Origin of the sequence: Micromonospora sp. WMMD998, assembly GCF_029581235.1 — a bacterium.
Classification (GTDB): Bacteria; Actinomycetota; Actinomycetes; order Mycobacteriales; family Micromonosporaceae; genus Micromonospora.
On record NZ_CP120740.1, the window covers coordinates 1,258,723 to 1,280,195 of the forward strand.

At 73.3% G+C, this 21,473-nt stretch carries 17 protein-coding genes; 14 read left to right on the forward strand and 3 right to left on the reverse strand.

The genetic code is table 11. The features are described from left to right. Positions 1 to 306 precede the first annotated feature (306 nt). Positions 307 to 2,787, reverse strand: a complete 2,481-nt coding sequence (locus O7619_RS05975) for a DEAD/DEAH box helicase (protein WP_282286212.1) — start codon at positions 2,785 to 2,787, stop codon at positions 307 to 309. Positions 2,788 to 2,921: 134 nt separating this feature from the next. Between O7619_RS05975 and O7619_RS05980 the strand changes: the two genes are divergently transcribed. From O7619_RS05980 to O7619_RS06010, 7 genes are all read left to right on the forward strand, one after another. Further along, positions 2,922 to 3,272: an STAS domain-containing protein gene (locus O7619_RS05980; RefSeq protein ID WP_281585400.1), complete on the forward strand. Its 351-nt coding sequence runs from the start codon at positions 2,922 to 2,924 to the stop codon at positions 3,270 to 3,272. Then, complete coding sequence (locus O7619_RS05985; RefSeq protein ID WP_282286213.1) at positions 3,272 to 3,709, forward strand: ATP-binding protein; 438 nt, start codon at positions 3,272 to 3,274, stop codon at positions 3,707 to 3,709. The genes O7619_RS05980 and O7619_RS05985 overlap by 1 nt, the downstream gene beginning before the upstream one ends. 293 nt (positions 3,710 to 4,002) lie before the next feature. Then, a complete protein-coding gene (locus tag O7619_RS05990) occupies positions 4,003 to 6,354 on the forward strand; it encodes a sodium-translocating pyrophosphatase (RefSeq protein ID WP_282286214.1) in 2,352 nt (783 codons plus the stop codon). A 96-nt stretch (positions 6,355 to 6,450) separates the two neighbouring features. Beyond that, positions 6,451 to 6,993 carry a hypothetical protein gene (locus O7619_RS05995; protein WP_282286215.1) on the forward strand — a complete coding sequence of 181 codons (543 nt, stop codon included), beginning with the start codon at positions 6,451 to 6,453 and terminating at the stop codon, positions 6,991 to 6,993. Continuing rightward, positions 6,984 to 7,592 (forward strand): hypothetical protein, encoded by a 609-nt coding sequence (locus O7619_RS06000; RefSeq protein WP_282286216.1) that lies wholly within the window; start codon positions 6,984 to 6,986, stop codon positions 7,590 to 7,592. The genes O7619_RS05995 and O7619_RS06000 overlap by 10 nt, the downstream gene beginning before the upstream one ends. A 299-nt stretch (positions 7,593 to 7,891) precedes the next feature. Further along, positions 7,892 to 10,732 carry a type I DNA topoisomerase gene (gene topA / locus O7619_RS06005; RefSeq protein ID WP_282286217.1) on the forward strand — a complete coding sequence of 947 codons (2,841 nt, stop codon included), beginning with the start codon at positions 7,892 to 7,894 and terminating at the stop codon, positions 10,730 to 10,732. 102 nt (positions 10,733 to 10,834) lie between these two features. Then, positions 10,835 to 11,794: a DUF559 domain-containing protein gene (locus O7619_RS06010; protein ID WP_282286218.1), complete on the forward strand. Its 960-nt coding sequence runs from the start codon at positions 10,835 to 10,837 to the stop codon at positions 11,792 to 11,794. A 63-nt stretch (positions 11,795 to 11,857) separates the two neighbouring features. On the opposite strand, the gene O7619_RS06015 is transcribed toward O7619_RS06010, so the two are convergent. Next, positions 11,858 to 13,165: a D-arabinono-1,4-lactone oxidase gene (locus tag O7619_RS06015; protein WP_282286219.1), complete on the reverse strand. Its 1,308-nt coding sequence runs from the start codon at positions 13,163 to 13,165 to the stop codon at positions 11,858 to 11,860. A gap of 227 nt (positions 13,166 to 13,392) precedes the next feature. Here O7619_RS06015 and O7619_RS06020 point away from each other — a divergent pair, with 227 nt between their 5' ends. Then, positions 13,393 to 13,968 (forward strand): TetR/AcrR family transcriptional regulator, encoded by a 576-nt coding sequence (locus O7619_RS06020; protein ID WP_282288691.1) that lies wholly within the window; start codon positions 13,393 to 13,395, stop codon positions 13,966 to 13,968. A gap of 53 nt (positions 13,969 to 14,021) precedes the next feature. On the opposite strand, the gene O7619_RS06025 is transcribed toward O7619_RS06020, so the two are convergent. Beyond that, positions 14,022 to 15,230 (reverse strand): amino acid deaminase/aldolase, encoded by a 1,209-nt coding sequence (locus O7619_RS06025; RefSeq protein ID WP_282286220.1) that lies wholly within the window; start codon positions 15,228 to 15,230, stop codon positions 14,022 to 14,024. A 147-nt stretch (positions 15,231 to 15,377) separates the two neighbouring features. Between O7619_RS06025 and tmk the strand changes: the two genes are divergently transcribed. The 6 genes from tmk to ricT all read left to right on the forward strand — a co-directional run bounded on the left by tmk (position 15,378) and on the right by ricT (position 21,386). Continuing rightward, positions 15,378 to 17,603 (forward strand): dTMP kinase, encoded by a 2,226-nt coding sequence (gene tmk / locus O7619_RS06030; protein WP_282286221.1) that lies wholly within the window; start codon positions 15,378 to 15,380, stop codon positions 17,601 to 17,603. Further along, a complete protein-coding gene (locus tag O7619_RS06035; protein ID WP_282286222.1) occupies positions 17,600 to 18,823 on the forward strand; it encodes a DNA polymerase III subunit delta' in 1,224 nt (407 codons plus the stop codon). The genes tmk and O7619_RS06035 overlap by 4 nt, the downstream gene beginning before the upstream one ends. Positions 18,824 to 18,974: 151 nt before the next feature. Beyond that, positions 18,975 to 19,304 (forward strand): YbaB/EbfC family nucleoid-associated protein, encoded by a 330-nt coding sequence (locus tag O7619_RS06040; RefSeq protein WP_282286223.1) that lies wholly within the window; start codon positions 18,975 to 18,977, stop codon positions 19,302 to 19,304. 1 nt (position 19,305) lies between these two features. Then, entirely contained in the window at positions 19,306 to 19,611 is a 306-nt protein-coding gene (locus O7619_RS06045; protein ID WP_282286224.1) for a hypothetical protein, read from the forward strand. Continuing rightward, entirely contained in the window at positions 19,611 to 20,279 is a 669-nt protein-coding gene (locus O7619_RS06050) for a hypothetical protein (RefSeq protein ID WP_282286225.1), read from the forward strand. The genes O7619_RS06045 and O7619_RS06050 overlap by 1 nt, the downstream gene beginning before the upstream one ends. A gap of 261 nt (positions 20,280 to 20,540) precedes the next feature. Then, complete coding sequence (ricT, locus tag O7619_RS06055; protein ID WP_282286226.1) at positions 20,541 to 21,386, forward strand: regulatory iron-sulfur-containing complex subunit RicT; 846 nt, start codon at positions 20,541 to 20,543, stop codon at positions 21,384 to 21,386. Positions 21,387 to 21,473: the final 87 nt, after the last annotated feature.

Sequence of the window (21,473 nt, forward strand, 5' to 3'; positions counted from 1 at the left end):
GGCACCCGCCGATGCCACCACTTCGCCGAACTGGCGAGCGAGACGGCGAGGGGGCACCGGAGACGGCGAGCGGGCACGGCCGGGGCGAGCGGCAGGCGGGCGAGCGGCAAGGACGAGGGCCGGCTACGAGCGGCAGAAGGCGAGGGGCAGGGACGAGCGGCAAGGACCAAGCCAGGAACGAGCGGCAAGAGACCAAGCCATGGACGGGCGGCGGAAGACCAAGCCATGGACGAGCGGCAAGAGACCGAGCCATGGACAAGCGGCAAGGAGCAAAGGCAGGAACGAGCGGCGGGAGGGCCGCCGGGGTCAGCCCGTCGGGCCGCCGGCCGTCGACCGTCGCGCCGTCCGGTCGTCCTGCCGCGGCAGCACTCCGCCGCGTCCCGCGCCCGAAGTAACCCCACCGCCCGCCCCGGGGCCGTCGGCAGCACCACCCACACCGGGACCACCCGCCACACCGCCGTCGGACGAGCCGTCGGCGAGGTTGGCCAGCACCACGTCGAGGACCTGCACCGCTTCCGGCTTGGCCAGCGGGTTGTTGCCGTTTCCGCACTTCGGGGACTGGACGCAGGACGGGCACCCGGTCTCGCACCCGCACTCGACGATCGCGTCCCGGGTGGCGCGCAGCCAGGCGGCGGCCGTCCCGTACGCCCGCTCGGCGAAGCCCGCCCCGCCGGGGTGACCGTCGTAGACGAAGACGGTCGGGGCCTCGGTGTCGGGATGCAGGGCGGTGGACAGCCCGCCGATGTCCCACCTGTCGCAGGTCGCGATCAGCGGCAGCAGGCCGATCGCGGCGTGCTCGGCGGCGTGCAGCGCCCCGGGGACGTCCGCGGCGTCCACGCCGGCGCGGGCCAGTGACTCCGGGGAGAGGGTGAACCAGACCGCGACGGTACGCAGCTCCCGCGCCGGCAGGTCCAGCGGGCGGGTGTCGATCACCTCGCCGGTGGCGATGCGCCGCCGCTGGTACGACACCACCTGGCTGGTCACGTCGACCTCGCCGAGGAAGAGCCCGACCGGGCCGGCGTCGGTGTACGAGCGGACGGAGACGACGGAGAGCGAGGTGACGTCCCGGGCGTGGGTGGACCAGTCCGGCTCCTCGGCGTGTACGAGCGCGCACCCGTCGGCCAGGTCGAGCGCGTCGACCAGGTAGGAGACGCCCTGGTGCAGGTAGACCGCGCCGGTGTGGAGCAGGAAGTGGGCGGAGCCGCCGTCGACGGTGCCGAGCAGTCGCCCGGTGGACTCCTCCACCACGCAGACCGGGGCGCCGCCCTCGCCGCGCAGGTCGACCTCGGGGCGTTCGCGGTGCCGCCAGTACCAGCCGGTGGGCCGCTGCCGCAGCGCGCCCGCCTCGACGAGGGAGTCCACCGCCTCCTTCGCGCCCTCGCCGAAGAGGTCCAGGTCGGCGGGGGTGAGCGGGGCCTCGTGGGCGGCGCAGGCGAGTTGCGGCGCGAGGACGTAAGGGTTGGCCGGGTCGAGGACTGTGGCTTCGACGGGACGCCCGAACAGCGCCTCCGGGTGGTGCACGAGGTAGGTGTCGAGCGGGTCGTCGCGGGCCACCAGCACCGCCAGCGCCTCGCCGCCGCGTCCGGCGCGTCCGGCCTGCTGCCACAGCGAGGCGCGGGTGCCCGGCCAGCCGCAGATCAGCACCGCGTCCAGCCCGACCAGGTCGACGCCGAGTTCGAGCGCGTTGGTGGAGGCGAGCCCGAGCAGGTCGCCGCGCAGCAGCGCCCGTTCCAGCTCGCGGCGTTCCTCGCGCAGGTAGCCGGCCCGGTAGGCGGCCACCCGGCCGCCCAGCCCGGGCACCGCCTCGTCGAGCGCCCGCCTGGCGTTCGCGGCGACCACCTCGGCGCCCCGGCGGGACCGGACGAAGGCGAGCGTGCGTACCCCCTCGACGACGCTGTCGGTGAGCAGGTCGGCGGTCTCCCGCAGCGCGGACCGACGCACCGACACCAGGTCGGCCTCCGGCGTGGCATCACCCACCGGCAGCAGCGGCGGCTCCCAGAGCGCGAACGTCACGCCGCCGCGCGGGGAGGTGTCCTCGGTGACGGCGGTGACGGGCAGGCCGGTGAGCCGCCCGGCCGCCGTCGCCGGGTCGCCCGACGTGGCCGAGGCCAGCAGAAAGACGGGGGTACGACCGAAGCGGGCGCACTGCCGGCGCAACCGCCGCAGCACGTGCGCGACGTGTGAGCCGAACACGCCCCGGTAGGTGTGGCACTCGTCGACCACCACGTACGCGAGCCGGCGCAGGAAGCCGGACCAGTGCGCGTGCCCGGGCAGGATGCCGTGGTGCAGCATGTCCGGGTTGGTCAGCACGAAGCGGGCGTGCCGGCGGATCCACTCCCGTTCGGCGCGCGGCGTGTCCCCGTCGTAGGTGGCGGGGCGTACCCCGTCCAGTTCCAGGCCGGCGACGGCGCGGAGCTGGTCGGCGGCGAGCGCCTTGGTCGGGGCCAGGTAGAGCACGGTGGCGCGCGGGTCGGTGAGCAGGGTGCTCAGTGCCGGGAGCTGGTATGCCAGTGACTTGCCGGACGCGGTGCCGGTGGCCACCACGACGTGCTGTCCCGCGTACGCCAGCTCGGCGGCCTCGGTCTGGTGCCGCCACGGCGCGACCACGCCGCGTCGCGCGAACGCCGCCCGCAGGTCTTCCGGCGCCCAGCCGGGCCACGGCGCGGATTCACCCGCGCGGGCCGGCACCCGCTCGACGTGGGTGACCGGGTCGGTGGCGTGGCGCAGCCGCAGCCGACGCAGCAGCTCGGCCGGCGTACGCCTCGGGCCGGGCCTGTCGTCGGTCACGTCCTGCACTCTCGCACTGGTGTTCGGAATTGGGAACCGCAGGGTGGGGGTATGAGGAGGGTCGGGCCGGTGACCCGAAGTGGTCGCGTGGGGGGATGGTTAGATGCCCAGGAGAGTTTACCGAGGAGGAGTCGATGGAGCTGTCGCTGGCGACCAGCACCGTGGGAGAGCACACGGTGCTTGAGGTCGGCGGTGAGGTGGATGTCTACACCGCCCCCCGCCTGCGGGAACGGCTCATCGAGCTGATCGACGGCGGGGCCCGCCACGTGGTGGTGGACCTGGGCCGGGTGGACTTCCTCGACTCGACCGGGCTCGGCGTGCTTGTCGGCGCGCTGAAGCGGCTCCGCGCGGCCGGCGGGTCGTTCGGCCTGGTCTGCGACAAGGAGCCGCTGCTCAAGATTTTCCGGATCACCGCCCTGGACCAGGTCTTCCCGCTGCACCCGACGGTCGACGCGGCCATCGCCGCCGACTCCACCGGCGCGTGATGGCCACCGTCAAGCTGTCCTTCTCTCCGGCGCCGGTCCACGTGCGCACCGCCCGTCTGGTCGGTGTCGCGGTGGCCCGGCGGGCCGGCGTGCGTGAGGATCTGCTCGACGAGGTGCGCCTGGCCATCGGTGAGGCGTGCACCCGGGCGGTCGCGCTGCACCGGCAGTACGGGTTGGCGGAACCGGTGTACGTGGAGATGTCCGACGGCGGGCCGTACACGGTGCGGGTGGTGGACCGGGCCCCGATCGAGGCGGGTCTGGGGCTGGCCGCGCTCGGCCCGGACGAGTTGGCCAAGGAGTCGCTCAGCGAGGACGCGCTCACCACCGGCGTGGGGTTCGCCCTGCTCGCCGGTTTCGTGGAGGATCTTCAGGTCCGCCCGGTCGAGGAGGGCGTCGGCACCGAGGTCCGGATGGCCTGGCCGGCCGGCCGCCTCTGACCGTTCTTCCCACAGGCCGCGTTTCCCGCACGGGGGGCGCGGCCTGGTCGTGTTGACCGGCCCATATATCAGATTTCCTCGCCTAACACAGTTACGAAGATCATCGGCGGCGGGTGCCCCCTCGGTGTGACCCTCACCACGCCAGAGGGCTACAGTACCCGGGTTGTCAGCAAGTGATCGCTCCCCGCAGCCAGCGGGACCGGGTGGATGGCGCACGCTGGCGAGTTCGCATCCAGGCGTCGGCCCGTGCGTCTCCACGAGCCGACGCGAGTGTTCGGTACAGGAGGACACAGATGTCCGGGACCTTGGCCGCCGACGGCGGCGCACTGTCCCTTACCGGAGCCAACGTGACGTACGTCGTCATCGCCGCGGTCATCGCGCTGGTGGCGCTCGTCTTCGCCGCCGCCTTGACCAAGGCGGTACTGGCAGCCGGTACGGGAACCACAAACATGCAGGAGATCTCCGGGGCGGTGCAGGAGGGCGCGTCGGCGTACCTGCTGCGGCAGTTCCGCACGCTGGCGATCTTCGTGGTGATCGCCGTCGTGCTGCTGTTCCTGCTGCCGGTGCACGACACCGACGGCAATCAGACGCTGGTGAAGATCGGCCGCTCGGCGTTCTTCGTGGTGGGTGCGCTGTTCAGCGCGTTCATCGGCGGCGCCGGCATGTGGCTGGCCACCCGCGCCAACCTGCGGGTCGCCGCCGCCGCCCGGGAGCGGGAAGGCGGGCGCGAGGGCGCCATGAAGATCGCCTTCCGGACCGGTGGCGTGGTCGGCTTCCTCACCGTCGGCCTCGGCCTGTTCGGCGCGGCGCTCGTCGTCATCCTGTTCCGGGGGGACGCGCCGACCGTGCTGGAGGGCTTCGGCTTCGGCGCGGCGCTGCTCGCCATGTTCATGCGGGTCGGCGGCGGCATCTTCACCAAGGCCGCCGACGTCGGCGCCGACCTGGTCGGCAAGGTCGAGCAGGGCATCCCGGAGGACGACCCGCGTAACGCCGCCACCATCGCCGACAACGTGGGCGACAACGTCGGCGACTGCGCCGGCATGGCCGCCGACCTCTTCGAGTCGTACGCGGTCACGCTCGTCGCGGCGCTGATCCTGGGCCGGGCCGCGTTCGGCGAGGACGGCCTGGTCTTCCCGCTGATCATCTCCACCATCGGCGTGCTCGTCGCGATCGTCGGCGTGTTCATCACCCGGCTGCGCGCCAGTGACCGCAACGGCCTCACCGCGATCAACCGGGCCTTCTACCTCTCCGCGGTGATCTCCGCGGTGCTGGTGGCGATCGCCGCCTTCGCCTACCTGCCGGCGACCTTCGGGGAGCTGGAGGGCGGGCTGACCGACGTCGACCGCAACCCGCGGCTGGTGGCGATCGGCGCGGTCGTGATCGGCATCGTGCTGGCCGCCGCGATCCAGGCGCTCACCGGCTACTTCACCGAGACCAACAAGCGCCCGGTGCAGGACATCGGCAAGAGTTCGCAGACCGGCGCGGCCACCGTCATCCTGGCCGGCATCAGCGTCGGCCTGGAGTCGGCGGTCTACTCGGCGCTGCTGATCGGCGCCGGCGTCTTCGGCGCGTTCCTGCTCGGCGGCAGCTCGATCACGCTGTCGCTGTTCGCGGTCGCGCTGGCCGGCACCGGCCTGCTCACCACCGTCGGCGTGATCGTCGCGATGGACACGTTCGGCCCGATCTCCGACAACGCGCAGGGCGTGGCCGAGATGTCCGGCGACATCGACGAGCACGGCGCGCGGACGCTCACCGAGCTGGACGCGGTCGGCAACACCACCAAGGCGATCACCAAGGGCATCGCGATCGCCACCGCGGTGCTCGCCGCGACCGCGCTGTTCGGCTCGTACACCGACACGCTGCGGACCTCGTACTCCGACGCGGGTGTGGGCGACGTCGGGACCGAGATCCTCAACGCGCTGAACGTGGCCAACCCGCGCAACCTGGTCGGCCTGATCATCGGTGCGGCGGTGGTCTTCCTCTTCTCCGGCCTGGCCATCAACGCGGTCTCCCGCTCGGCCGGCGCCGTGGTGATGGAGGTACGCCGCCAGTTCCGCGAGCTGCCCGGCATCATGGACCGCACCCAGCGGCCCGAGTACGGCAAGGTCGTGGACATCTGCACCCGGGACGCGCAGCGCGAGCTGATGACCCCCGGCCTGCTGGCCATCCTGGCCCCGATCGCGGTGGGCTTCGGCCTCGGCCCGGGCGCGCTGGCCGCGTACCTGGCCGGCGCGATCGGCGCGGGCACGCTGATGGCGGTCTTCCTGGCCAACTCCGGTGGCGCCTGGGACAACGGCAAGAAGCTGGTGGAGGACGGCGCGTACGGCGGCAAGGGCTCCGACGCGCACGCCGCCACCGTCATCGGCGACACCGTCGGTGACCCGTTCAAGGACACCGCCGGCCCGGCGATCAACCCGCTGATCAAGGTGATGAACCTGGTCTCGCTGCTGATCGCGCCGGCCGTGGTGGCCTGGAGCGTGGGCGACGACCGGAACAACCCGCTGCGGATCACGATCGCCGTGGTGGCCGCGCTGATCATCGCGGCTGCGGTGGTGTTCAGCAAGCGCAAGGGTGTGGCCATGTCCGACTCGGACGACACCGGCGCGGGCACCCCGGACCAGCGCCCGGAGACGGTGAGCGCCTGATCGACGTGACGGTTCCCGGCCGGCCCACGGGTCGGCCGGGAACCGCGCGAAACCTGACCGGTGGCGGTTCCACCCGGAGGTCGTACGCTGCAACGCATGCGTACGTGCCGGGCGGCAACCGCCGGAAAGCTCACGGTGGTCCTGGCCACGCTGGTCCTCGTCGTCGCCGGGTGCGGCGGCGGCCCGAGCCCGCGGGCCTGGGCCGCCTCGGTCTGCCAGGCGCTCACGCCGTGGCGCGCGGAGATCTCCAAGCTGACCAGCAGCACCCAGCAGCAGATGACCGCGCAGACCACCCCGGCGCAGGCCAAGGAGAACCTGGTGCGGCTCTTCTCCGGCGCCGAGCAGGCGAGCGAGACGGCCCGGCGCAAGGTCGAGGAGGCGGGCGTGCCCGAGGTCGAGCGCGGCAGCGACGTGTCCGCCGGGTTCCAGGGTTCGCTCGGCAAGATGCGCGACGCCTACGGGCGGGCCCGGACCACCATCGACGGGCTGGACACCGCCCAGGCCGGCCCGTTCTACGACGGCGTGCGCGCCGCCGTGGACACGCTCAACAAGGAGTACGACGCGAGCGCGCTGGACACCAGCAAGCTCAACTCACCCGAACTCAAAGAGGCCTTCGACGAGGTCCCGGAGTGTCGCTGACCCCTCCCACACCCAACCCGGCCCGCCAGCCCTCGCTGTTCTCCACCGAGGCGGCCGATCCCTCGCTGGCGGACCTCGCCGGCCTGCTCGCCGGGCCGGGGGAGATGGTGCGGATGGGCGGCACGGCCCGGCTCTCCGTGGTGGTGGACGCGGCCTGGCGGGTGCACGTGCTGGTGGCCGAGATGGCCGCCCGGGGCGTGCCGGCGAGCTGGGAGCCGACCGAGGACGGCCGGCACCGGGTGCGCACCGCGTACGCGACCACGCTGGCCCCGCTCGCCCGGGCCTGGCTGCGTGGCACGGCGAAGCGGCCACCGGCCCGGTTCCACCTCGACGGGCGGCGGCTGCGGCTCTGGGTCGCCGCCGCCGGTGCCGCCGAGCCGGCCGGGTTCCGGCTCCGGCTCGGCCCGGCCGACGAGCAGTGCTGGCCGGCGGTGCGCGCCGCGTTGGCCGGGGTGGGACTGCCGGCCGCGTTCGTCGAGCCGGGCGACGGCGGGCCCGCGTACCGGATCGGTGGCCGGCGGATCACCCGGCTGGCCGAGTTGGTCGGGGAGCGGCCGTCGGCCGCGCCGGCCGGGACCTGGCCGGGCCGGGCCGGCTGACCCGCCGACTGTCCGATCGCGGACCGGCCGGGCGGCGATTTGGGCAGGAAAACGACGGGCGTCACCTCCGCCGGGGGTGCGTGATCGTCACAGTGACCCGCCCGGCGCCCTACCCACGGTGTACGGTGGCGCCGTCCGGCAGGGTTCGGCCGACCGTCGCCCGGAAGGCGACCCGTCTGCCGCCCACGAAACCCGGAACGCGGGCGGCGCGTTACGTTGGACGTCCGGGCCACCGGCGGTCCGGACGGTGCAGGACGGCCCGAACCGGGCATGGCGTAGGAGTGAGGTCGGAGAGAGACGTGCCGAGCAACGCTGGAACCACCCGTCTGGTCATCGTCGAGTCACCGGCGAAGGCCAAGACGATCTCGGGCTACCTCGGCCCGGGGTACGTCGTGGAGGCCAGCTTCGGCCACGTCCGGGACCTGCCCCGCAACGCCGCCGACGTGCCGGCGAAGTACAAGGGCGAGCCGTGGGCGCGGCTCGGCGTCGACGTCGACAACGGCTTCCACGCCCTCTACGTGGTCTCCGCCGACCGTAAGCAGCAGATCAGCAAGCTGGTGAAGCTGGCCAAGGAGGTCGACGAGATCTTCCTGGCCACGGATGAGGACCGCGAGGGCGAGGCGATCGCCTGGCACCTGGTGGAGACGCTCAAGCCCAAGGTGCCGGTCAAGCGGATGGTCTTCCACGAGATCACCAAGCCGGCCATTCAGGCCGCGGTCGCCAACCCGCGGGAGATCGACCGCGACCTGGTCGACGCCCAGGAGGCCCGGCGCATCCTGGACCGGCTCTACGGCTACGAGGTCTCCCCGGTGCTGTGGAAGAAGGTCATGCCGAAGCTCTCGGCGGGCCGGGTGCAGTCCGTGGCGACCCGGATCGTGGTCGAGCGGGAACGGCAGCGGATGGCGTTCCGCACCGCCGAATACTGGGACATCCTGGCCACCCTGGCGGTGGCGAAGCCGGGCGAGGGCCCGCGCACCTTCAACGCCACGCTGGTCGCGCTGAACGGCGACCGGATCGCCACCGGCAAGGACTTCGAGCCGACCACCGGCCGGGTGCGGCCCGGCGCAGGCGTGGTGCACCTCGACGAGGGCGGGGCCCGGGGCCTGGCCGCCCGCCTGGCGGACCGGCCGTTCACCGTCACCCGGGTCGAGGAGAAGCCCTACCGCCGCCGCCCGTACGCGCCGTTCATCACCTCCACGCTCCAACAGGAGGCGGCCCGCAAGCTGCGCTTCTCGTCGCAGCAGACGATGCGCACCGCGCAGCGGCTCTACGAGAACGGCTACATCACCTACATGCGTACCGACTCGGTGAACCTGTCGGAGACCGCCATCGCGGCGGCCCGCCGGCAGATCGTCGAGCTGTACGGCGAGCGCAGCGTGCCGCCGGAGCCGCGCCGCTACACCGGCAAGGTGAAGAACGCCCAGGAGGCGCACGAGGCGATCCGCCCGGCCGGCGACAACTTCCGCACCCCCGGCGACGTGGCCCGGGAGATCTCCGGCGACGAATACAAGCTCTACGAGCTGATCTGGCGGCGCACCATCGCCTCGCAGATGACCGACGCGGTCGGCTCCAGCGTGTCGGTGCGCATCCGCGCGGTCTCGTCGGCGCAGGAGGAGGCCGACTTCGGCGCCACCGGCAAGACCATCACCGACCCGGGCTTCCTGCGCGCGTACGTCGAGTCGAGCGACGACGAGAACGCCGAGGCGGAGGACGCCGAGCGGCGGCTGCCCACGCTGGTCAAGGACCAGCCGCTGACCGCCGACGAGCTGGCCGCGCAGGGCCACCACACCCAGCCGCCGTCGCGCTACACCGAGGCGTCGCTGGTCAAGGCGCTGGAGGAGCTGGGCATCGGCCGCCCGTCCACCTACGCATCGATCATGCAGACCATCCAGGACCGTGGGTACGTCAACAAGCGCGGCCAGGCGATGATCCCGACGTTCCTGGCGTTCGCCGTGATCGGGCTGATGGAACGGCACTACCCGCGCCTGATCGACTACGACTTCACCGCCAGCATGGAGAACGAGCTGGACGAGATCGCCGGCGGTGACCACGCCGCGGTCGACTTCCTCACGTCCTTCTACTTCGGCAGCGCCAACGGCACCGGCGACCAGGCCATCGCGCACGCCGGCGGGCTGAAGAAGCTGGTCACCGAGAACCTCAGCGAGATCGACGCGCGCAGCGTCAACTCGATCCCGCTGCACACCGACGACGAGGGGCGCGAGGTCGTCGTCCGGGTCGGCCGGTACGGGCCCTACCTGCAACGGGCGCTCCCCGACTCGGCCTCGGGCTCGGCGTCGGCGTCCGGCTCGGCCTCCGGGGAGGGTGAGGGTGAGGAGGGCGGCTCGCAGGGCGACCGGGCGCCGATCCCCGAGGGCCTGGCCCCCGACGAGCTGACCCCGGAAAAGGTGCACGAGCTGTTCCTCGGTGGCGGCGGCGAGCGCAAGCTCGGCGACGACCCGTCGACCGGCGAGCCGATCCTGCTCAAGTCCGGCCGCTTCGGCCCGTACGTGGCGAGCGGCGAGCGGAAGTCGTCGCTGCTGCGCTCGCAGTCGCCGGACAGCCTCACCCTGGACCAGGCGTTGCGGCTGCTCAGCCTGCCCCGGCTGGTGGGCGTGGCCCCGGACGGGGTGGAGGTCTTCGCCAACAACGGCCGCTACGGCCCGTACGTCAAGCGCGGTGACGAGTTCCGCTCGCTGGACTCGGAAGACAAGATGTTCACCGTCACGCTCGACGAAGCGCTGGCGCTGCTGGCCGCCCCGAAGACCCGCCAGCGTCGGGCCGCCGCCCCGCCGCTGCGGGAGATGGGCGCGGACCCGCTCACCGAGAAGCCGCTGGTGATCAAGGATGGGCGCTTCGGGCCGTACGTGACGGACGGGGAGACGAACGCGTCGCTGCGGCGCGGGCAGACGCCGGAGGAGCTGACGCTGGCGGAGGCGTCGGAGATGCTCGCCGAGAAGCGCGCGAAGGGTCCCGCCCCGAAGAAGAAGGCCACCAGGAAGGCCGCCCCCGCCAAGAAGACCACCGCCGCGAAGAAGACGACGGCCGCGAAGAAGACGACAGCGAAGTCGACAACGGCTGCGAAGAAGGCCCCCGCAAAGAAGGCGGCACCCAAGAAGGCGACCTCAACCCCGAAGGAGTGAATCTTGGAAGCAAACGGCCCTCAGAGGGGCCGGTAGCTTCCAAGATCTCGCGGTTGTCCACAGGGGCGGCGCAGCCGGCATTCGAGCGGCAGTGTTGGGCGGGTGGGGGATTCGTGGGCGGGTATGCGGCGGGCGCTTCCGTCGGACGACGCGGACGAGTTGACCTGGCTGCTGTTCCGGCAGGATGACGTGCTGAGCCTCGGTCAGGCGCAGGCGCAGGCGCACCTCACCCGCAAGGCGATCCGCCACCGGGTCGCCACCGGTCGTTGGCGCCGGGCCCACCGTGCCGTTCTCGTCGCACACAACGGTCCGGTCAGTTCCGCTCAGCTCCGCTGGATCGCGGTGCTGGCCGCCGGGCCGACCGCGTTGCTCGGCGGGATCACCGCCGCCCAGGCGGGTGGTCTACGCGGGTTCTCGGATCGCATCATCCACCTACTCCTGCCGGCCACCTGCCGGCGCGCCCCGCTGCCGGCCGGGGTGCGAGCACACCGGACGACTCACCTGCTCGACGAGGATGTGGTGCACGTCGGCCGACCGCCCCGCACTGCTGCTGCGCGGTCGGTCGTCGACGCGGCCCAGTGGGCGCCTTCCGACGGGCAGGCCCGGGCCGTCGTGGCGGCGGCGTTCCAGCAGCGGCTGGTGGGCGGTGACGATCTGCATGAGGTGCTCGACCGGATGCCGCGGGTCCGCCGACGGCGGCTGATTCTGTCCACCGCCACCGATGCGGCCGGCGGTGCGCACTCCCTGGCTGAGCTTGACCTGCTCCGTCTGCTGCGCGGTGCCGGCCTGCCCGAACCGACCCGCCAGTTGGTCCGGCGTGACGCCGCCGGCCGGCGGCGCTACCTCGACGCCTACTTCGAGGAGTGGCGGGTGCACGTCGAGGTGGACGGCGGGCAGCATCTCGACCCGGCGCACGCGTGGGCGGACATGCGCCGGCAGAACGAGCTCTGGGTCGAGGGCGACCGCGTCCTCCGGTTCCCCTCTTGGGCTCTTCGCACGGAACCGGAGGCGGTCATCGCCCAGATCCGTGCCGCTCTCCTGGCCGCCGGCTGGCGAGGATGACGAAGGCCGAGATCTTGGAAGCAAGCGGCCCTCGGAGGGGCCATCATCTTCCAAGATCTCGGGTCAGGCTCCTAGCACCTGCTGCAGATACGGGTTTCCGAAGAGGTTTTCGGGGTCCAGGCGGGCGCGTTGGGCCTGGAAATCGGCGAACTTCGGGTAGGCGGTGGCCAGCGAGTCCGCGTCGCGCCAGTGCAGCTTGCCCCAGTGCGGCCGGCCGCCCAACTCGGTGGCCACCTGCTCGAACGCGCGGAAGTACGGCTCGTACGGCATCCCGACATACTGGTGGACCGCGACGTAGGCGGAGTCCCGCCCGTAGGAGTGGGACAGCCAGATGTCGTCGGCGGCGGCGAATCGCACCTCGACCGGGAAGAGCACCTTGAACGGCAGCCGGTCCACGATCCGACGCAGCTCCGCCAGCGCCGTGGGCAGCGCGTCGCGTGGCAGCCCGTACTCCATCTCCACGAAGCGGACCCGGCGCGGGGTGCAGAAGACCCGGTCGGAGCGGCCGGTGTAGGTGCGTTCGGTGAGCGCGCGGGCGGAGACGGCGCTGATCCCGGGCGCGAGGGCGGGCACGGCGCGGCCCAGCCGGCAGGCCCCGGCGAAGACGGTGTTGGACAGGAAGTCGTCGTCCAGCCAGCCGCGCCAGCGGGGCAGCGGCCGGTCGTCGGCGGGGACCCGGTCGTTGGCCTTGACCTGCACCCGGTCGGTGTAGGGGAACCAGTAGAACTCGGCGTGGTCGTGCCGCTCGTAGAGGCCGGGCAGGTCGTCGAGCACCTCGGCGAGCGCGGCGGGCCGTTCGTGCGCGCGGAGCACGAAGGCGTCCACGCAGCGCAGGGTGACCTCGACGAGCACGCCGACCGCGCCGAGCCCGACCCTCGCTGCGTCGAACACGTCGGGGTGCTCGTCGGCGGAGCAGCGCAGCACCTCGCCGGTGCCGGTGACCAGCGTCAGCCCGGTCACGAAGGTGGAGAGGCAGCCGAGTTTCGCGCCGGTGCCGTGGGTGCCGGTGGAGAGCGCGCCGGCGATGGTCTGCGCGTCGATGTCGCCGAGGTTGGGCATCGCCAGCCCGTGCCCGGCGAGCAGGTCGTTGAGCGTGTGCAGGGTCATTCCGGCCGGTACGGTGACCAGGCGACGCGCCACGTCGACGGTGACCTCGGTGGCCAGGTCGGCGAGGTCGAGCCGGTGTCCGTCCGCGACGGCGGTGGCGGTGAAGGAGTGACCGCTGCCGACCGCCCGGATCGTCCGGCCGGCGGCGCCCGCCTGCCGGACCGCGTCGGCGACCTCGGCGACGGTACGCGGGCGCACGGTGACGATCGCCGTGCTGTGCTGGTTGCCGGCCCAGTTGGACCAGGCGGCGGAGGTACCGGCCATGGCGCCACTCCTCGACATGAATATGAACTGAATTCATATCAGGAACGTTGTGCCTGGTAAATACCGCAATCGAGCCCGGCTCGTTGTACCGGTAGTCACAGACTCGTGACGTGCAGATATGTTCATCCGTCGAAGGGGGGTGGCGCCGAGTGTCCACACCAGCCGCCACGACCGGGCCGCTGCGTCGGGTACCGGTGCAGGGTCGAAGTGTGGCGCGGGTCCAGCGGATGCTGGACGCCTGCGCCGAGCTCGTCGACGAGGTGGGGTACGAGGGCTTGACCACGACCCTGCTCGCCGAGCGCGCCGAGGTGGCGATCGGGTCGGTCTACCAGTTCTTTCCGGACAAGCGGGCGATCGTGCAGGCGCTGACCCTGCGCACCATGGAGTCCTACCTCCAGCGGCTCGACGAGCGGTTCGCCTCGGACGACCTGACCCACTGGTGGGACGGGGTCGACGCGGCGATCGACGAGTACATCTCGATGCACCGCACCGTCCCCGGTTTCCGTACCCTGCACTTCGGCGACGTGGTCGACCTGCACCTGCTGGACGACGCGCGGGACAACAACGGCGTCATCGCGGAGCAGCTCGCCCGCGTGCTCACCGAGCGCTTCGGCCTGGCCAGCGTGCCTGACCTGCGGTTCCACCTGGAGGTCGCGGTAGAGGCGGCCGACGCCCTGATCAAGCTGGCGTTCCGTCGCCGTGCCGACGGTGACGAGCGGGTGCTTGTCGAGGCGAAGGCGCTCATCCGGGAATACCTGCACCGGCAGGTCGACGCCCCGACCGAGGCCGTCCAGCAGGGCTGAGCGGCACGCGATCGGCGGGTTCGGAGAGCGCGCCCGGGCCCGCCGTCGTCAGGTCAGAGGAACGCCTGGCCCTCGCCCCGGTAGGTGGGCACGGTCCCGACCAAGGTGTCGCCCTCGACCAGGTGCACCTCGTTGACGTGCTCGCACACCTCGCCCGCCTTGGCGTGGCGGAACCACACCCGGTCACCGACCCGCAGCCCGTCCGCGGCCTGGCCGGCGAGCGGGGTCTGCACCTCGCCCGCGCCCTCCGCGCCGAGGAGCTTCAGCCCGGCCGGGAGCCACGGCCGGGGCAGCCGGCTCTCCGCCGCCGGGCCGGAGGCGATCCAGCCGCCGCCGAGCACGGTGGCCAGCCCGGGCGCCGGCCGGCGGACCACCGTGCAGGCGTAGAACGCCGCCGGGGTCGGCCGCCAGGCACGGTATCCGTCGAACAGCGTGGGCCCGTAGAGCCCGGAGCCGGCGGTGACCTCGGTGACCGCCGGGTCGGCGCTGGTGGCGGCCACGCTGCCGGTGCCGCCGCCGTTGACGAACTCCAGGTCGGCGTGCTCGCGGACGGCGGCGACCGCCGCCGACCGGCGGGCCAGCAGTTCCCGGTACGACCGGCGCTGGGCCACCCGGATCGCGGAGCCGAGCACCGCCTGTCCCGGCGGGGCGTCGCCGAGGCCGGCGATCTGTGCCTCGTACGACATCAGGCCGACCAGCCGGAAGCCCGCCCGGCCGGCGACGGCGGCGGCGAGCGCGCCGGCCGCCCGGGCGCTGTGCACGGGCGAGCGGCGCACCCCGACGTGCACCCGACCCCGCAGCGGTCGCCAGGAGGCGTCCAGGTCGAGGCAGACCCGCAGCGCGGTCCGGCTTCCGGGCGGGCACGCCCGGTCGATCAGGTCGAGCTGCCCGGCGTCGTCGATCATCAGGGTGACCGCGTCGGCGAGCTTCGGGTCGGCCGCCAGCTCGGTGAGCGCCCCCCGGTGTGCGGTCGGATACGCGACCAGCACGTCGTCGGCGACGCCGCCACGGACCAACCAGAGCGCCTCGGGCAGCGTGAAGGCCATCACGCCGTGCCAGCCGGGCCGCTTGAGCACCCGGGTGAGCAGCTCGCGGACCCGCACGGACTTGCTCGCCACCCGCAGCGGCTTGCCGCCGGCACGTCCGGCCAGCGCGTCGGCGTTGGCGTCGTACGCGGAGAGGTCGACCACCGCGTACGGCGGGTCGAGGTGGGCGGTCGCCCGGTCGAGGCGATCGCGAAGTTCGGCACGGTCGATGGCCACGTCTGCACGCTAACTGTCTGGACGGCAATGCGAAATACCCTCGCGTCTGTCCGGGCTGCGGGCGGTGGTTCCGGCGGCCTAGGCTCGACGATCAGGCGATGTCACCGGAGGGGACCCCCTCCGCGCGGCTAGAGTGTTCCACCGGGGATGCCCAGACCTGGGCCGGCACGTGGAGGTACGGCCATCGAAAGCCAGCAGAACGGCGAGTCGTCCGGCGTGTCGTCGCCCGGCACACAGGCCGACCGGTCCGGCCTCGCCGCCATCCGCGCGGTGCTGCGCATCCGGCCGTTCCGCAGGCTGTGGATCGTGCTCAGCGCGGCCTCCTTCGGCGACTGGCTCGGCCTGCTCGCCACCTCGGTCTTCGCCGCCTCGCAGGTGTCCGGCAGCACCGCCAAGGGCGCCGCGTTCGGCACCACGATCGCCATCCGGCTGCTGCCGGCGCTGATGCTCGGGCCGGTGGCGGGCGTCTTCGCCGACCGGTTCGACCGGCGCTGGACCATGGTCATCTGCGACCTGCTGCGCTTCCTGCTCTTCGCCTCCATCCCGCTCTACGCGCTGACCGGCGCGGCGGGCGGCCTGGTGGTCGGCTGGGCGCTGATCGCCACCTTCCTGATCGAGTCGATCACGTTGATGTGGATCCCGGCCAAGGAGGCCGCGGTCCCCAACCTGATCCCGCGTACCCGGCTGGAGGCGGCCAACCAGCTCACCCTGATCACCACGTACGGCCTGACCCCGGTCGCCGCCGCCATCGCGCTTGCGGTGCTGACCCGCGGCCTGCCCGGCGCGGTCGGCGGCAACCTGCCCGACTGGGCCCAGCCGGCCCAGCTCGCGCTCTGGTTCAACGCCTTCTCCCGGCTGGCCACCGCGCTGGTGGTGGCGTTCGGGATCAAGGAGATCAGCGAGGCCCAGCGCGGCGACGCCCAGCGCACCGAGCAGAGCATGTTCCGCCAGTTCGCCGACGGCTGGAGGTTCATCGGCCAGACGCCGCTGGTCCGTGGCCTGGTGCTGGGCATCTTCGGCGCGTTCGCCGGCGGCGGCATCGTGATCGGCACCGGCAAGTTCTTCGCCAACTCGCTCGGCGCTGGTGACGCCGCCTTCTACATGCTCTTCGGCGCGATCTTCGTCGGACTGGCGCTCGGCATCGGGCTCGGGCCGATGATCGTGCGGGACATGTCCCGCCGTCGCTGGTTCGGCATGAGCATCGTGCTCGCGAGCGCCTCCGTGCTGGTGCTCGCGTTCGCCATCCACCTGTCCATGGCCATCCTCGGCGCGATCCTGGTCGGCGCCGGCGCCGGCATGGCGTTCCTGGCCGGCACCACGCTGCTCGGCGGCGAGGTCGCCGACGAGGTGCGCGGCCGGGTCTTCGCCGTGGTGCAGATCGGCACCCGGCTGGTGCTGATCCTGGCCATCGCGCTGAGCAGCCTCCTGGTCGGTGTCGGCGGTTCCCGCCAGCTCACCATCGCCGACCTCGGCATCTCCATCTCCTCGACCCGGCTGCTGCTGCTCGCCGCCGGCGCGGCCGGCATCTTCGCCGGGATCAGCGCGTTCGGCCAGATGGACGACAAGAAGGGCGTGCCGGTCCTCGCCGACCTCTGGGGCTCGATCCGGGGCCGTCCGCTGATGCCGGCCGAGCCCTTCGTCTCCACCGGCCTCTTCGTGGTCTTCGAGGGCGGCGAAGGCGCCGGCAAGTCCACCCAGCTCGCCGCGCTCGCCGAGCGGTTGCGCGGCGGCGGCCGGGACGTGGTGGTCACCCGGGAGCCGGGCGCCACCGGGGTCGGCGCGCGGATCCGCTCGCTGGTGCTCGACACCGCGACCGACGACGCGCCGTCGCCGCGCGCCGAGGCGCTGCTCTACGCCGCCGACCGGGCCCACCACGTGGCCACCGTGGTCCGCCCGGCGCTTGCCCGCGGCGCGGTGGTGATCAGCGACAGGTACGTCGACTCGTCGCTGGCCTACCAGGGCGCCGGCCGGACGCTGCCGGTCGACGAGGTCTCCTGGCTCTCCTCCTGGGCCACCGGTGGGCTCAAGCCCGACCTGGTGGTCCTGCTCGACGTCGAGCCGCACACCGGGCTGGGCCGGGTGGCGGCCCGCAGCGAGGGCGCCGACCGGCTGGAGGCCGAGTCGCTGGCGTTCCACGAGCGGGTCCGGTACGCCTTCCTCGACCTGGCCTCCGGCGACCCGAAGCGCTACCTGGTGCTCGACGCGTCCCGTCCGGTCGAGGAGATCGCCGACGCGGTCGCCCGCCGGGTGGACGAGTTTCTCGTCAACCCGGCCGGGATCGTGCACCCGCGCCCGGCGCAGGGCCCGGACACCTCGGTCCAGCCCGAGTTATCCGAATCGGAGCTGGTGACGATGGAGCGGCGCCGACGATGACGGACGTCTTCGGCGATCTGGTCGGGCAGGACGAGGCGGTGGTCACGCTGCGGCGGGCCGCCGCCTCCGCCGCCGCGCTGCTGCGGGCCGGCGAGGCCGCGCCGGCCGGCGACACGGGCGGGGCCGGGCCGACCGACGCCGGGATGACACACGCGTGGATCTTCACCGGCCCGCCCGGTTCCGGCCGGTCGGTGGCCGCCCGCGCCTTCGCCGCCGCCCTCCAGTGCGTGCACGGCACCGGGTGCGGTCACTGCCCCGGCTGCCACACCACGCTCGCCGGCACCCACGCCGACGTGCGGCTCGTGGTGCCGGACGGGCTCTCCATCGGCGTCGGGGAGATGCGGGCGCTGGTGCTGCGGGCGGCGAGCACGCCCTCCGGCGGCCGTTGGCAGGTCGTCATCATCGAGGACGCCGACCGGCTCACCGAGGCCGCCGGCAACGCGCTGCTCAAGGCCGTCGAGGAGCCGCCACCGCGTACCGTCTTCCTGCTCTGCGCCCCGTCCACCCACCCGGACGACGTGTCGGTGACCATCCGGTCGCGGTGCCGCGTCGTACCGCTGCGCCAGCCGCCGGCCGGCGCGGTGGCCGAGGTGCTGGTCCGTCGGGACGGCATCGCCCCGGACGTGGCGCAGTGGGCCGCCGCGGCGGCGCAGGGGCACGTCGGCCGGGCCCGGCGGCTGGCCCGCGATCCGGAGGCCCGGCAGCGGCGGGACGCCGTGCTCGCCGTGCCGCGCCGGCTCACCGGTGTGGGCGCGGCGTTCGACGCCGCGTCGGCGCTGATCGAGGCCGCCGAGGCGGAGGCCGCCGCCTCGGTCGCGGAGGCCGACGAGGCGGAACGGTCGGCGTTGCAGACCGCGCTCGGCGCGGGCGGCACCGGCCGGGGCGCGGCCGGCGCCATGCGGGGGGCCGCCGGCCAGCTCAAGGAGTTGGAAAAGCGGCAGAAGTCGCGGGCCACCCGGGCCCAGCGGGACGCGCTCGACCGGGCGCTCGTCGACCTGGCCGGCTTCTACCGGGACGCGCTCACCATGGCACTGCGGGCACCTGTCGCGCCGGTGCACACCGACACCGCGACGCTGGCCGGGGCCGGCGCCCAGAAGTGGGACGCGGAGGGCTCGCTGCGCCGCCTGGAGGCCGTGCTCGAGTGCCGGACGGCGATCGGGGCGAACGTCAAACCGCGGATCGCGGTCGAGGCGATGATGCTCTCCCTCTGGCGGGGTTGAGGCGCTCGTCCCGCGCTGTCCACAGGGCATCGACACGCGCAATTGACGTGCGGTACGGTCCGGTGATGCCGTGGTGACGAGGGCGGCACGCTCAGTGAGGGTGGCGTCGGGGTGGGGCCGGCGGCGCCGACCGGCCGGGAGGAGTGCGCCGATGGCGCGGGGGGAGATCGACGAGGCCTGGATCGAGGAGGCGGTGCGGCGCTATCGCCGCATCGAGGCCCTACAGGCCGAGTTCGACCAGTCGGTAGCCACGGTGGAGGTCACCGTCCGCTCACCCGACGGGCTGGTCGAGGTGGTGGTCACGGCCGGCGGGCGGATCACCGACGTGCGTTTCCTCGGTCCACTGCACCAACGCAGCCCGCGCGACGTGGCCGGCTCGGTGCAGGCCGCGGTGACCGCCGCCGCCGACGCGGCGCAGTGGGCCCGGGAGAAGCTGCACAACGAGACCTTCGCGGCATACCGCCCGCTGGCGGGAGCCTGACATGGAATCGCTGCGCACGCTGGCCGCCCGCCTCGACGACGCCGGCGCGACCCTCGCCACGCTGGCCCGCACCGTGACCGCCGCCGACCCGCCGCACCCCGCCTTCGGCGCCCACGCCGCCGGCCGGCCCGGCGAGGTGGGTCGCGCCCTGCACCGGCAGTGGACCGCCGCCACCGCCGACCGGGCGCGCGAGGCGCAGGCCGCCGCCAACCGGTTGGCCGCCGCCGCGGCGGCGTTGCGCAGCGCCGCCGAGCGCTACACGGCGGCCGACGACGCGGTGGCCGGCCGGCTGGCCCGGGAGGCGTGATGGACGCGCTGGACCGCCTCGCCGAGCCGGGTCTCGACCTGCTCACCCGGGTCGACACGCTGCTCGCCGCCGGTGCGCCCGAGGGGCACCGGCTCTGGCCGCTGCTGCGCCGGATGCAGGTGCTCCCCGGCGTGGCGGTGCGCGAATTCCTCGAACTGCACCCCGCGCCGCTGGCCGACGCCGGCCACGCCGTGCGCCGGCTCGTCCGGGGGTACGACGACACCTGCGCCGTCCTCGCCGACCCGGTCGCCTGGTCCGGGTCGGCCGCCGGGGCCTACGACGAGGCGCGCGGCGCTCTGCTCCGCCACCTCGACGAGGGGCCGGAAAGCCTGGTCGGGCGGCTGGAGTCGACCGCCGGCTACGCGGACGCGCTCGCCGCCTGGGTGGAGAGCAGCCGGGCCGCGCTGGCACGGGCGCTCGCCGAGGCGATCGGCTCGGCCGAGGCGGTCACCGTGCACGCCGCCGTCCGGCCGGGGGTCGAGGCCGGCCCGGCCGGCGCGTCGGCGGCGGCGGAGATCGCCACCCGGATGCTGGGCGTGCTCGGCGTGGCCTACGACGGGGCCGAGACGCTGCTGCGTCAGTGGGGGCCGAGCCTGGCCGAGACGACTTGGCGGGACCGCGCCGGCACCGCGCCGCGCTATGGCGGCACCACCCGGATCGGCTCCTGACGACTCACGGCGTCGCACGTCGATCCGGCCGTGGCCGGACACCGGCGTGCGACGCCGTGGTCTTCCCCTGCACCCCCCGCAGGTATGCCTTCACTCAACGCGAACGGCAGGCGTTTGTCCCGGGACCGGCCCAGGTTTCAACCGTCCGGGCGAGGCATGGGGGCCGCTCGGTCGGTTCGACCGGGATGGATCGCTGCGCGGTGTGACCGGACGGCGACCGGCGAGCCGTCCGGCCGAGCGGGGCCGCGTAGGGTAGGGCGCATGGGCATGCTCTGCGCGGTCAGCTTCAACCGGTACGGGCGTCTCTACTACCTCGACCCGGGTGAGCTGCGCCCGCAGGTCGGCGACCGGGTGCTGGTGCCCACCGACGACGGTCCCGAGGTGGCCGAGTGCGTCTGGGCCGCGCAGTGGGTCGACGAGGAGACCGCGGGTTTCCCGAAGCTGGCCGGGTTGGCCGACGACGACGACCTGCGCCGGGACGAGGCGCTGCGCCGGCGCAAGGCCGACGCGAAGGTGGCCGCCAAGCGGCTGATCCGCGAGCACGGCCTGCCGATGAAGGTGGTCGCGATCGACCACGTCCTCGGCACGCCGGAGACCGGCAGTGACCGCACCACCATCTATTTCACCGCGCCGCACCGGGTGGACTTCCGTTCGCTCGTCCGCGACCTGGGCGCGACGCTGCACTGCCGGGTCGAGCTGCGACAGCTCTCCGCCCGCGACTCGGCGCGGGTGCAGGGCGGCATCGGCTCCTGCGGGCGTGACCTGTGCTGCGCCACGTTCCTCACCGACTTCGAGCCGGTGACGATCCGGATGGCGAAGGACCAGGACCTGCCGCTCAACCCGCTGCGCATCTCCGGCGCGTGCGGGCGCCTGATGTGCTGCCTGAAATACGAGCATCCGCTGTATCAAAAATTCCAGGAGTCCGCCCCCGCGGTCGGCACCCGCGTGGAGACCCCGCAGGGCGAGGGCAAGGTGGTCGGCCACAGCGTCCCGCGCGACGCGGTCACCGTCCGCCTGGACGCCGACGGCTCCCGCTGCCAGTGCAGCCGCGCCTCCGTCTGCGCCCCCCGCCAGTCCCACGACAAGCACTACAACCCCACCCCCTGACCCACACACACCCCGTCTTCGCGTTGATCAAGGGGTTTGTGTCATCGTTCGCGCCCAGGCGTGACGCAAACTCCTTGATCAACCGAG